General features: G+C 72.2%; 9 protein-coding genes. 4 read left to right on the top strand and 5 right to left on the bottom strand.

What is annotated here, in order from left to right; genetic code table 11:
* Window positions 1–202: 202 nt before the first annotated feature.
* Together pulA and C8054_RS31200 are read right to left on the bottom strand one after the other, a co-directional pair.
* Window positions 203–5,701, bottom strand: a complete 5,499-nt coding sequence (gene pulA, locus C8054_RS31205; RefSeq protein ID WP_107162743.1) for a pullulanase-type alpha-1,6-glucosidase — start codon at window positions 5,699–5,701, stop codon at window positions 203–205.
* A gap of 141 nt (window positions 5,702–5,842) precedes the next feature.
* A complete protein-coding gene (locus C8054_RS31200) occupies window positions 5,843–6,538 on the bottom strand; it encodes a cellulose binding domain-containing protein (protein WP_107162742.1) in 696 nt (231 codons plus the stop codon).
* 153 nt (window positions 6,539–6,691) lie between these two features.
* Between C8054_RS31200 and C8054_RS31195 the strand changes: the two genes are divergently transcribed.
* Entirely contained in the window at window positions 6,692–7,291 is a 600-nt protein-coding gene (locus C8054_RS31195; protein ID WP_107162745.1) for an N-acetyltransferase, read from the top strand.
* A gap of 51 nt (window positions 7,292–7,342) precedes the next feature.
* Here the strand turns inward: C8054_RS31195 and C8054_RS31190 are convergent, their stop codons facing one another.
* Window positions 7,343–7,996: a GPP34 family phosphoprotein gene (locus C8054_RS31190; protein ID WP_107162741.1), complete on the bottom strand. Its 654-nt coding sequence runs from the start codon at window positions 7,994–7,996 to the stop codon at window positions 7,343–7,345.
* 196 nt (window positions 7,997–8,192) lie between these two features.
* Between C8054_RS31190 and C8054_RS31185 the strand changes: the two genes are divergently transcribed.
* Window positions 8,193–9,701 (top strand): APC family permease, encoded by a 1,509-nt coding sequence (locus C8054_RS31185; protein ID WP_107162740.1) that lies wholly within the window; start codon window positions 8,193–8,195, stop codon window positions 9,699–9,701.
* Between the two features lie 73 nt (window positions 9,702–9,774).
* On the opposite strand, the gene C8054_RS31180 is transcribed toward C8054_RS31185, so the two are convergent.
* Entirely contained in the window at window positions 9,775–10,164 is a 390-nt protein-coding gene (locus C8054_RS31180) for a hypothetical protein (protein ID WP_107162744.1), read from the bottom strand.
* 40 nt (window positions 10,165–10,204) lie between these two features.
* Window positions 10,205–10,918: a hypothetical protein gene (locus C8054_RS31175; RefSeq protein WP_107162739.1), complete on the bottom strand. Its 714-nt coding sequence runs from the start codon at window positions 10,916–10,918 to the stop codon at window positions 10,205–10,207.
* Between C8054_RS31175 and C8054_RS31875 the strand changes: the two genes are divergently transcribed.
* Together C8054_RS31875 and C8054_RS31170 are read left to right on the top strand one after the other, a co-directional pair.
* Entirely contained in the window at window positions 10,917–11,105 is a 189-nt protein-coding gene (locus C8054_RS31875; RefSeq protein WP_146180017.1) for a hypothetical protein, read from the top strand. The two genes, C8054_RS31175 and C8054_RS31875, sit on opposite strands and share 2 nt — an antisense overlap.
* A 53-nt stretch (window positions 11,106–11,158) precedes the next feature.
* Complete coding sequence (locus tag C8054_RS31170) at window positions 11,159–11,887, top strand: hypothetical protein (protein ID WP_107162738.1); 729 nt, start codon at window positions 11,159–11,161, stop codon at window positions 11,885–11,887.
* Window positions 11,888–12,520: the final 633 nt, after the last annotated feature.

Genomic DNA, 12,520 nt, shown 5'->3' with positions numbered 1-12,520 from the left:
ACCGGCAAGCTGCACCGCGTCGCCGGCGGCATCCTCAACAACGAAGGACACGTCACGCTCGACGACGAGTCCCTCATCAGCGACAACGACCCCACCAACTGCGCCAACACCGTCAAGGACTGCTTCAACTGACCTGACGGACCCGGGGGTACGGACCGGCCCCCCAGCCACACGTGGCTGGGGGGCCGGTCCGCTGCCGTGGTCAGCTCTGGACGAAGACCGCCACGCTGCGCGCCGGCACGGTGAACGTGCCACCGGACCGGTCGAACGACGCGGTCCGCAGCGCCGGGTCGGCGGAGTTCCGCAGCACCGGGTGCAGCGCCACGTTCGCCCCACGCAGGCCGGTCACGGTCTGCTTCGCCGTCTCCGGGGTGGCGTTGAAGACCACCGTCACCGACTTCCACGTGCCGCCCAGCCCACGGGCGTCGAGCGTCATGGTCAGCACGCCCGGGGTCTCCTTCGCCCCGGACAGCGGGAACGCGACCCGCTTCTGCACCTGCTCGGCGGTGGGCAGGCCGAACACCGGCGAGGACCGGCGGATCCGCAGCAGCTCGGCGTACCGGGCGTCGGCCAGGTCGACCGCCGCGCAGTCCGGCACCAGCTTCGGATCGGCCAGCAGCGGCTTGGCGTACGGCCACTTGTCCTTGTTGTCCGCCTCCGGCGGGAGGCCGGCGCCGAAGCCGTTGCCCTGGGCGCAGTCCCAGCGGATCTGGTTGAACCAGTCCCCGGAGTTGAACGAGTTGCGGTCCAGCGACTTCGAACGCAGCCGCTCCGAGCCGGCCGTGACGAACCCGGTGCCCTGCCCGAACGCGGTGGTGGCCAACGCGAGCACCTGCATCCGGGCCCGGTCCTGCGCCGAGGTGCCCTGCGGCAGCTTGTACGCCAGCGCGTCGTACAGGATCTCGTTGTCGTGCGCGTCGACGTAGGTGACCGCCTCGCCCGGTGCGGCGGTGTAGCCGGCCGGGGAGCCGTTGTAGTCGACCTGCGCTCCGGTCACCGTCTTCCCGGCGGAGTCGGTGAACCGGTAGTCGCGCAGGTTGCCGGTCAGGCCCACCTTGATCAGGTCGTGGGCGTGCAGCAGCCGGGCCTTCTGCTCGGCGGCCGAGCCGTTGACCTCGTCGCCGTTCGGGTCGGTGTAGAGGCCGGAGGCGAAGCCCTGCACCCGCGGGTTGGCGTCGAACGGGCCGCCGCCACGCACCGCGTCGCGGAGCCGGTCGTTGAACGTGCCGATCCCGGTGCCGGCCATGTTGGCCTGGGTGGCCTGGACGAACCGGGCGTCGTTGGCGACCTCGCCGAAGTTCCAGCCCTCGCCGTACAGCATGATCTTCTTGCCGTCGACGCCGTCGCGGGCGGGCGTGAGCGTGTCCAGCGCGGCCCGTACGGCCAGGATGTTCGCCTTCGGGTGGTGGCCCATCAGGTCGAACCGGAAGCCGTCCACCTTGTACGCCTTGGCCCAGGTGACCAGCGAGTCCACCACGAGCTTGCCCATCATGGCGTGTTCCGGGGCGGTGTTGGCGCAGCAGGTCGAGTTGGCGACCGTGCCGTCGTCCAGCAGCCGGTGGTAGTAGCCGGGCACCACCTGGTCGAGCACCGACTTCGGATCGGTGCCGGCGGCCGAGGTGTGGTTGTAGACCACGTCCATGACCACCCGCAGGCCGGCCTGGTTCACCCCGGCGACCATCTGCCGGAACTCGGTGGTGCGCTTCGCGCCGTTCGGGTCGACCGCGTAGCCGCCCTCCGGCACCGTGTAGTGCAGCGGGTCGTACCCCCAGTTGTAGCCGTCCTTGTCGGCCACCGCCGCGACGCACTTCTGCTGCTGGTCCGAGTCCGGCGGCAGCGTGGCCAGGTCGCAGGCCGGCTGGGCCTGGTCGGCCCGCTTCTCCGGAATGGTGGCGAAGTCGAACGCCGGCAGCAGGTGCAGGTAGTTGACGCCGGCGTCGCCGAGCGCCCGCAGGTGCTTCATCCCGGCCGTGTTCGGGTCGGTGAACGCGAGGTAGGTGCCCCGCTTCTCGGCCGGCACGGTGCTGTCGGCGATGGAGAAGTCGCGGACCGACAGCTCGGAGATCTGCGCCTTGGCCGCGGGCACGGCCGCCGGCTTACGCAGCTTCGCCCAGCCGGCCGGCGCCAGCGCCGGGTCGGTCAGGTCGACGATCTGGCTGTGCGTGGAGTCCGGCGCGAGCGCCACCGAGTACGGGTCGGTCACCGACGCGGTGACCACCTTCTGCGCCGCCGGCTGCCATGCCTCGACCTGGTAGCGGTAGTAGCGGCCGGTCCACGCCGTGGTGCCGCGCACCGACCAGACACCGGTGCGGTCGTTGCGGCTCATCGCCACCGTGCTCGGCTGCGCGGTGGGCGAGTCGAACAGTTGCAGCGACACCTTCCGCGCGGTCGGCGCCCACACCGCGAGCGTGGGCACCCGGCCGGCGAACGTCGGGCCGAGCTTCACCGCGGTGGCCGCCGCGTAGACGTCGTCCAGCACGCCGGGGATCTGCACGCCGGTGGCGCTGAGCAGCGCGCCCTCGGCGTCCCGCTCGGTGACCACGAGCTGCCCGCGCAGCGCCGCCGGCACCTTGGCCAGGTCGGCGCGGTCCAGCGTGAACGCGTGATGGGCCCAGAGCTGGGGGTACGCCTGCCGTTGCGCCTCGGTCAGCCCGTTGCGCTGCGCCCGCAGCGGCAGCGTGGCGTACGTGCCGGTCAGCTCGCCGTCGGCGACGCCGATCCCGCCGGCTCCAGCGGTGACGAGCGCGTACTTCTTGCCGTCGGTCGGGCCGGTCGCCCAGGCGACGGTGGACCTGTCGATCCACTGCGCCTTCTGCTTGGCGATGTCGACGTCCTTGGCCGTGCCGGAGCTGGTCGCCGGCAGCAGCCGGCCCTTGACGCCGGCCAGCAGCCACACCTCGTGCCCGACGCCGGTCAGGTCGAGCCGCTGGTCGTCCGGCTGATCCTTCTCGTCGCCGTTGTGGATGATGTAGCTCAGCCCGGTCGCGCCGGCCGCCAGGGGCACCCGGAACACCGCGCCGTACGCGTCGATCTTCTCCGGCTTCAGCGGGGCGGCCCAGTCGGTCGGGGTGGCCGCGCCGTCCCAGAGGTGCAGGCCCCAGCCGTCGTAGTTGCCGTCGGCCTTACGCCAGTGGATGACCGCGGTGTTCTGGTCGACCGGCGGGGCGGGCTCGCCGGTGGCCGCCTCGCGGGTCGGGTAGAGCGTCGGGTCGCCCTGCTTGACCCAGACCTCGCCGGTCTGCGTCACGTCGATGGTGCGGTCGTTCGCCACGTCCTTGTTGCCGTCGGAGTCGACCACCAGGAAGCCGACCGACTTCGCGCCGGGCTTGAGCTTCACCCAGGCGAACCGGCCGTACGCGTCCTCCCCGGCGAACGGCTGTCCCTTGGGCCACTCGGTGGCGTACGCCGGGTCGATGTCGCCCCAGGCGTAGAGCCCCCAGTCGGCGTAGCCACCGGCCGGGCGCTGGTAGTGCACGATCGCCCAGTCCCGGGACGCGCCCTGGGCCGGGGTGCCGACCGTACCGGTGGTGCGCGCGGTGGCGGTCCGGCCCTTGCCGTCGCGGACCACCGCCTTGTACTCGACGGTGGCGCCGCCGGGCAGGCCGGTCAGGTCGTGGTGGACCGTGTACGGCGCGCGGTCGGCGGTGCCCAGCAGCGTCCACTTCCCGCCGGGGACCTTCGCGGCGAACGTGACGGTGGTGAGCGGGTCGCCGCCGACCTGGGCGGTGATGGCGGTCTTGCCGGCCACCGGAGCGTCACCCGGTTCGGTCAGCGTGATCGTCGGGGCCGCGCCGGCCGGCGGGATGGCCCGGTCGGCCTTGAGCACCACTGCCGACATGGCCGGCACGGTCAGGCTCAGCTTGCCGTCGGCGCCGGCCGTGGCGGTCGCCGCGTCGCCGTAGATGCCGGTGAAGCGGGCGCCGGCCGACCAGGTGTCCACCGTGACAGTCTGCGGGGTCGAGGCGTTGTTCACCGCCGCGACGTGTTCCACCCGCTGCGCGGGCAGGACGCGGGAGAACGCGAACACGCCGGGGCCGTCGGCGGCGTACCGGGTGACCTGGACGCCGTCGCGCAGCGCCGGGTGCGCCGCCCGCAGCCGGCCCAGCTCGGCGATGGTGCGGTAGAGCGGGTGCCGGGTGTCGTACTGGTCGACGGCGTGGGTGCGGGTGGTGCCGATCAGGTCGTCGTCGAGGTAGTCCGCGGTCTTCGAGGCGAACATGTCCTGGCGGGCGTCCTTGTCCCCGCCGGGGCCGGTGAAGCCCTGCTCGTCGCCGGAGTACACCACCGGCTGGCCGCGGGTGAGGAACATCAGTTGGTGGGCGAGCTGGTCGCGGCGGAGCTGGGTGGCGTCGTCCCCGCCGGCCGCGGCGATGAACGAGCCGATCCGGCCCATGTCGTGGTTGCCGAGGAACGTGGGCAGCCGGTTGGCGTCGGTGTCGCGCGCCGAGTAGAGGTCGTCCTTGGCGTACACGTCGGCGAGGGCCTTGGCCGAGCCGTCGGCGGCGGTGTAGCCGCGCGCCGCCTCCTGGAACGAGAAGTCGAGCGTGGCCGGCAGGCCGCCCTGCCGCACGTACGTCGACTCGATCTCCTGGTCGGCGCTGTAGACCTCGCCGAACATGAAGAAGTCCTTCTTGCCGGCCTTCGCCGCGTAGGCGTCGATGCCGCGGGTGAACTGCGGCCAGAAGTCGAGGTTGGCGTGCTTGACGGTGTCCAGGCGGAAGCCGTCGACGCCGGCCTTGCCGATCCACTGCCCGTAGATGTCGGTCATGCCGCGGACCACCTCGGGCCGCTCGGTCCACAGGTCGTCGAGGCCGAAGAAGTCGCCGTACTCGCTGTTCTCCCCGGCGAACGTGGAGTCACCGCGGTTGTGGTACATGGTCGGGTCGTTGAGCCACGCCGGGACCTTGACCTTCGCGTCGGCCGGGCTGGCGAACGTCGGGGTGTACGGGAACGACTCCCGGTTGACCTGCGGGAACTTCCGCGTGCCGTCGGCGTAGTTGCGGTCCTCGAAGGCCCGACCCGAGGCGTCCTGGTAGGGCGCGGTCTTCTTGTCGACGTAGCCGTACTTGTCCTCGGCGTAGCGGATGACGTCGGCGGTGTGGTTGACGATGATGTCGAGGTAGACCTTGATGCCGCGCCGGTGCGCGAGGTCGACCAGCTTCTTCAGCTCGGCGTTGGTGCCGAAGTGCGGGTCGACCTGGGTGAAGTCGGTGATCCAGTAGCCGTGGTAGCCGGCCGAGACGTCGGCGCCGGTGCCCTGCACGGGCCGGTTCTTGAAGATCGGGGCGAGCCAGATGGCGGTGGTGCCCATCCCCTGGATGTAGTCCATCTTGTCGATGACGCCCTTGAGGTCACCGCCGTGGTAGAAGCCCTTGTCCGCCGGGTCGAGGCCGGTGGCGAGCCGGTCGCCGCGCAGGCCGCCGGTGTCGTTGCGCTTGTCGCCGTTGGCGAAGCGGTCCGGCAGCACGAAGTAGAACTGCTCCGCCTTCGCGGTGTTGCTCCCGGCCTTGAGCAGCGCCTCGGCGGACGGCTCCCGGTTCCACTGGGGGGCGTTGCCGGCGGCCAGGACGTCGGGGGTGACGGCCCGCTCGGCGCTGTCGGCGCCGAGCTGGTGGAGGGCCACCGGCACGCCGACGAGGGTGAGTACGAGGGAGGAGACCAGGGCGAGCAACGCCTTGGGGGATATCGGCGTCGGTTTCATCGACGGCCTTTCTCTGGTCGCTGATTCGCCCGCACGCTAGCTCTTGCCGAAACATTCTGCAATAGCTTGCAAACAAAGTCGAAACACGACAGCCGTCTTGCAAAACCGTCCGGACCACGCGCCGTCGTCCGGACGGCTGGATCAGAGCCCGGCGCAGGTCACGCCGTCGACCGTGCAACTCGCCGGACGGGTGGTGCCGGTCCGTTCGAGGTGGAAGCGCACCGGCACCGCCGCGCCCGCCGCCAGGTCCACGCCGCTGCGGTACGTGAAGACGCCGCCATCGAAGCCGAACGTGCCCTGTTCGGCGCCCTCCACCCAGGCGGTGACCAGCCGACCCTGCGGGAACGCCAGCCGCACCGTCCAGCCGTGCGCCGTACCCCCGGTGTTGACCAGCCGCACCTCGCCGATGAAGCCGCCGTCGAAGGTACTCACCACCGCGTACCGGCCGGTCACCGCGGACGGCGGCGCCGGCGGGGGCGGTGGCGGCGACGGCGACGCCGGTCGCACCTCTCCCCGCGGGCCGCCGGTCGACACGGCCGGCGTCGGTCTGGCCGGCAGCACCGTCGACCGGGGCGACAGCCCCGGGACCACCGGGCGGCCGGCCGTGCTCGGCGGACCACCCGGCACGCTGGGCGAGGCCGCCGTGGCGGTCGGCAGCTCCGGCAGCGACATCGCCGGATCGGTGGGCGACGCCGGGAACGTCCGCCGGCCCCGCACCGAGCCGAGCGCCACCACCAGCAGCACCACCATCACGATCACGCCGATCGCGACGACCACCCAGGGCGACGAGGTGATGGCGGACCCGGTCGACGGGGTGGCGCGACGCGTGCGGGACATGTTCCTCCTGTTCGCCGGGCCGGGCCAGCCTAGCCACCGACACCCGGGTGCGGCGAGCGGTCCGTTCGGGTCTGACCCGCGGCTCGGCGACCTGATACGTTGCACGCCGATCGATGACCACAATGGCTCGTGCAGCGGCAGAACGGGTGGCCAGTGACAGAGTGGCAGGGCAACATCCGGCGGGCGTCCACAACTGACGCCGCCGTCGTGACCGGGATCCTCGCCGAGGCGTTCATGCGGGACCCGGTAAGCGGTTGGATCTTCCCGGCGGACGACCACCGGGCGCGGGTGCACCCCGCCTTCTTCGGGCCGTTCGTTGCGTTGGCGCTGCGGACCGGCGAGGTCCACGTGGCCGGCGACGGGCTGGGCGCCACGCTCTGGCTGCCGGTCGGCGACGACCACGGCGCCGACGAGGGCGACGAGTTCGCCGAACTGGAGGCCACCATCGGGCCGGACGCGATGAAACGGTTCGGCATGCTCGACGAGCAGATGAGCGCCAACCACCCGGCCGAGCCGCACTGGTACCTGCCGTTCATCGCGGTGCACCCGGCACACCACGGCAAGGGCGTGGGCTCGGCGCTGCTACGCGACAAGCTGACCGAGCTGGACCGGGCCGGCACCGCCGCGTACCTGGAGGCCAGCTCGGCGCGGAACGCGGCGCTCTACGAGCGGCTCGGCTTCCGCCGCCGGCCGACCACCCTGGACCTGCCGGACGGGCCCAGCCTCTACCCGATGTGGCGCGAGCCGGCCTGACCGGGCCCGTCCCGCCCCGGTCCGCCGGGGCGGGACGTCATCGTCGGCAGGTCACCGACGCACCGTCGTGGTGCTGGCGTCCAACGCGCCCACCACGGCGGCCAGCAGCCCGTCGAGCTGCGCCGGCAGGAACCGGCGGCAGTCCCGCATCCGGGCGCCGACCTGCGGGTCGAAGATGTGCGCGGCGAGCCCGACGGCCTCGGCGAGGCTCGCCAGCAGCAGCGTGCCCGGGTCCAGTTCGGCCGGGGACGAGTGCATCAGCATGGCGGTCAGGCGTACCCGCGGCGAGGCCGCCTGGTTCGGGTCGGTGGCCGGCCAGCGCACCTGACGGCCGATCAGCTTGCCCTGCTCCCGACGCAGCACGCCGGCGGTGACCAGCCGCGTCCCGACCCGCTCGTTGATGTTGAGCTGGGTCCGCAGGTAGCGGATCCACAACCGGGCCGGATGCGCGCCCTCCCGACGCAGGATCTCGGTGATCAGCAGGTCGGTCAACGGCTCCTGCCAGAGCCGCGGGTCGACCGCGGCGATGCCGCCACCGTCGAGCGCGATCCGTCCCTCGAACATCAGCTCGGCGAGCGCGGCGCCGGCCAGCCCGCACTCCAGCCGGTCGACGGCGACATGCGGCTTACCGGTGAACTCGTCATGTCCGATGAGGAACAGCGCATCGGCTAGCCGGTACGTGGCTTGTGCCCCGGGGTAGGTCATGGTCCATCCTCGAACGGTGGCCGTGATCGTCGACACGGGACGGTACGGCATGACCACGCACAGCTCAATTCCGGTCGTACACACGCGCCCTAATCGATATCGAAGCGGGGTTGTGACGATCCGTGATCACCAATACCCTGCCTGAGGCTGTTCCGAAGTAGACATCCTCAACCCCTTCCCCTCCCCTGGAGAAGCCTTGTCCTCCGATCCGTTCTTCTCCGACGGTGGGCTACGCCGTGGCCGTCTCGGCACCGCCCATCTCGTCTTCTTCACCGTCGCCGCCTCCGCCCCGCTGACCGTTCTCGGTGGTGGCGTCACCACCATGTACGCGGTCAGCGGCAACATCGGCGCCGCGCTGGGCTACGTCCTGCTCGCGGCCGTGCTCGCCATCTTCGCCACCGGCTACGCCGCGATGAGCCGGTACGTCGCCAACGCGGGCGCGTTCTACGCGTACATCGCCAACGGCCTCGGTCGGGCCGGCGGGGTGGCCGGCTCGGCGGTCGCGCTGGCCGCGTACAACGCCATCCAGATCGGCCTCTACGGGCTGTTCGGCGCCATCATGTCGGACTTCATGTCGGCAAAGGCCGGGCTGGACCTCAAGTGGTGGGTCTGGGCGCTGCTGGCCTGGGTCTTCATCGGCGTGCTGGGCGTGCTGCGCATCGACCTGAACGCCAGCGTCCTCGCGGTGCTGCTGGTCCTGGAGTGCGTGGCTGTGCTGATCTTCGACCTGGTGGCGTTCGCCCACCCGGCCGGCGGCGCCGTCACCACCGCCGGCATCAGCCCCGGCCACCTGTTCGGGGCCGGGTTCGGCGCCGTGCTGGCGTTCACCATCGCCTCGTTCACCGGCTTCGAGAGCGGTGCCATCTACAGCGAGGAGGTCAAGGACCCGCGGCGTACCGTGGCCCGGGCCACCTACATCGCGGTCGCGTTCACCGGGCTGTTCTACGCCTTCTCCGCCTGGGCGCTGACGGTGCTGACCGGGCCGGAGAACGCGCCGCAGGCCAGCGCCGAGGCCGGCCCCGGCGTGATCTTCGGGGCGCTCGACCAGTACTCCGGCGCCGTGGTCGCGGACATCGCCAACGTCCTGTTCATCACCAGCGTGCTGGCCGCCCTGCTGTCGTTCCACAACGGCGTGGCCCGCTACCTGTTCGCGCTCGGCCGGGAGAACGTCCTGCCCCGCTTCCTCGGCGCGACCTCCAGCCGCAGCGGCGCCCCGGTCGCCGGTTCGGTGGTGCAGAGCATCCTGGCCGTGGTGGTCTTCGTGGGGTTCGCGATGTCCGGGCGAGACCCGGTCATCGACCTGTTCACCTGGCTGTCCGGCTCGGCCGCGGTCGGTGTGGTGCTGCTGATGACGCTCACCTCGGCGTCCGTCGTCGGCTTCTTCCGGGGCCGCGGCGGCCCGGAGTCGGCCTGGCAGCGGGCGATCGCCCCGGCGCTCGGCACCGTGCTGCTCACCGCCGTGCTGCTGGTGCTGCTGTTCAACTTCGACGCGCTGCTCGCGCCGGACACCGCCGGCTACCTCAAGTGGCTGCTGCCGGCGATCCCGGTGGTGGCCGGCGTGCTCGGCCTCATCTGGGGCGGCGTGCTGCGCACCAGCCGGCCGGACACCTACCGGCGGATCGGCCAGCTCGACGAGGAGGGCCTGCACGAGCCCGGCCTGCACTCGGCTCCCGAGCCCGACCGGTGGGCCGGCAGCCACCGCTGAGCACGTAAGGCGGGGCCCCTTCTTAACGCATTCGGTAGAGGAGGGGCCCCCGCTTAACACCCCCGGCGGAGGCTCAGGCGGTGCGGATGACGGTGCAGATGGCCGGGCCCTCGTCGGTGGTCCGCAGCAGGTAGCGGTAGTGCTCGCCGGGCACCGCGCCGCCCTGGCTGTCCAGGAACTCCCACCGCACCGCCACCTCGGTGAGCAGCGCCGAGACCTGCTGCACGTCCTCGATCTGCGCGTTCGCGGCGACCAGCTCCCGCTCCTGGTAGTCGGGCGCGGCGCCGACGAAGCTCAACGCCACCGCCGCCGGCGAGGTGAACGAGAAGCTGTAGGTGTCGGCGACCACCAGCCCGGGCAGGGCGTAGCAGGCGGCAATGGCCGGCACGTCAGCGGTGGTCAGCGCCACGCCGTACCGGTCGAAGAAGTCGGAGAGCGTGTCGAGGTCGGTGGAAGCCGTCACGACGCTCTCCATTACCGGCCCGCCAGCCCGGCAAACCTGGTCAGCGCGGTGGGATGCGCACCTCGATCTCCTTGCCGAGCTGTGCGCCGCCGGTCAGGGCCAGGTCGTCACCGCTCCAGAACCGACCCGGGTCGTACCAGTTGGGCCGGCGACCGGCCGGCAGCAACCCCATCGCCTCGTAGGTCACCGCCACCACCTCCGCGCAGTACGCGGTCTCCAGCGCCCGGTCACGCACCGACGTCCCGTCCGCACCCGGTGCGCCGGCGCCGCCCGCTGCCCGGCCCGCGCCCGGTGTGCCGCCGGCGTCCGGGCTGGACGGTCGCCGGCGCGGCATCGGCACCCGACCCCGGGCCCAGCGCCAGGCGAGCTGCGCGGTGGACGGGAACGGGGTGCCGTCCAGACGCGCCACGGTACGCAGCACCGCCTCCTCCATGGCGCCGTCGGCGGGCGGTTCGAGCTGACGCAACCAACCCCGCTGGCCGTACCGGTTGGCCCACACGCAGACCGCGTCGCGCAGGTCGTGCAGCTGCACGCCGCGCTGGCGGGTGCCGGTCCACATGTCCGGCAGCGAACGGCCCAGCTCCGCGTGCCACATCAACGGCGGCATGTCGTCCAGCACGACCGCCATGCCCACGTGGTTCACCGGGCTGTTGGTGGTGAACTGGATGGCGCGATCGGGCACGCTGCGCCCACGGAACACCCACAGGTCGCCGGTGCGGGTCAGCTCCACGGCCTCGTCCAGGCTGATGCTCATGGAGGACTACCCTAAGCCGATGCGGCAACGGATGCGGTGGTGGAAGGTGCTCGGCCTGGCCGGCCTGGCGGGCGTCGCGGCGACGGGCGTGGTGGTGGCCCGGGCGGAGCGGCAGCGCCGGGCGTACACACCGGAGGAGATCCGGGACCGGTTGCGGGAACGGCACGCCAAGGCGTCCTCCTCCTGATTCGGCGAGAACCGGGGCGGCGCGCGACGACGCGTTGCCCTAGCATCGCTGTCATGGGAAACAGTTTCTGGGAGACACAGTTTGTGCTCGACCCCCCGGCCGCCCCTGTCGAACGACACGGCCAGGTCGACCTGCACCTGCCGACCAGCGACGGCCCGCACCCCGCGGTCGTGGTGGTGCACGGCGTTCCCGGGCCCCCCGACGCACCCGACGCCCGGGACTGGCCGCTCTACCGGGGCTACGGCGCACTCCTCGCCGACCAGGGCGTGGTGGTCGCGCTCCCCCGGCTCGCCGTGACCAGCCCCGACGACCTGCGCACGGTCGCCGCTCGCGTCGCCGACGCGGCCGACCTGCTCCGCGCCGACCCCCGCGTCGACCCGCAGCGGCTGGCGCTCTGGTTCTTCTCCGGCGCCGGGCTGCTGCTCGGCGACTGGCTTCGCGACCCGCCCCACTGGCTGCGCGGTCTCGCCGCGACGTATCCGCTGCTGGCCCCGCTCCCCGACTGGCCCCCGGTCGACCCGCGCTTCCACCCGCTCGACGCCCTGGCGACGGGCGACGCCGGCCGGCCACCGCTCGTGCTGACCCGGGCCGGTCGGGACCGGCCCGAGGTCACGTCCACCATCGCGGCGTTCACGGCTGCCGCAACCCGGCGCGGACTGCCGCTGCACCTGGTCGACGTGCCGGACGGACGGCACGGGTTCGATGCCCTGGACCACACCGAGGAGTCGCGCGTCGCCGTGCGCGCCGCCCGCGACGCACTACTCGACCTGCTCACCGCCTGACCACCCCGCCGAAGCGCCGACCTCATCGGCGCAACCAACCGCTCGCGCGGGCGGCAGGAGCCCGCCCACGCCGCCGATCATGAACCTGACTGCCGGACTGTCGGCGTGTCGGCCCGCCAAACTTCATGATCAACGCTTGGGTGAACGCTTTGCTCATCGGGGGCGGTGGAGATCTTGGTACGTACGGACCGCGAAGGCGGTTCGGTACCAAGATCTCCACCGGGTTCACCCTTCGGTGCGGGCTCCGGGGCGGGGGTGCCCGGGGGCGCGGGGTGTGCGGTTTCGTGGGCCCCCGGATGGGCCTGCGGTGACGCCCCGCTGGGGTGGGTGTCGGGTTTTGTCGGGTTTGGGGTGGTCGGCGTCACCGGCTCGGCGGAATCGGGGCCGGGGGCGGGGCGTTGTACCTGGCAGACCGCGTGGAGCCCGGCCCTCGGGCCGCTGGCAGCCCCGGTCGGAATGACCGGCCACCGGCCGTCGTTACAACCCCCGAGCCGCCGACCCGGCCACCCGTGTGGCCCCGGTCGCGCCGGGCCCCTGAGCAGGCCACCTGATCGGCCGCCGGGCCCACCGCACACTTCCCCCGCACGCAGGCGTCCCCCGCGCCCGCGTATCCCCCATCCCCCTGGGAGGCAT

Origin of the sequence: Micromonospora sp. RP3T (assembly GCF_003027925.1) — a bacterium.
Taxonomy (GTDB): domain Bacteria; phylum Actinomycetota; class Actinomycetes; order Mycobacteriales; family Micromonosporaceae; genus Micromonospora.
This window is presented reverse-complemented; position numbering and strand designations above follow the sequence as displayed.

Coding starts and splice junctions, on each gene's coding strand:
- pulA (WP_107162743.1), bottom strand. CDS start 5,701: ATGAAACCGACGCCGATATCCCCCAAGGCGTTGCTCGCCCTGGTCTCC.
- C8054_RS31200 (WP_107162742.1), bottom strand. CDS start 6,538: ATGTCCCGCACGCGTCGCGCCACCCCGTCGACCGGGTCCGCCATCACC.
- C8054_RS31190 (WP_107162741.1), bottom strand. CDS start 7,996: ATGACCTACCCCGGGGCACAAGCCACGTACCGGCTAGCCGATGCGCTG.
- C8054_RS31875 (WP_146180017.1), top strand. CDS start 10,917: ATGGAGGACTACCCTAAGCCGATGCGGCAACGGATGCGGTGGTGGAAG.
- C8054_RS31175 (WP_107162739.1), bottom strand. CDS start 10,918: ATGAGCATCAGCCTGGACGAGGCCGTGGAGCTGACCCGCACCGGCGAC.
- C8054_RS31170 (WP_107162738.1), top strand. CDS start 11,159: ATGGGAAACAGTTTCTGGGAGACACAGTTTGTGCTCGACCCCCCGGCC.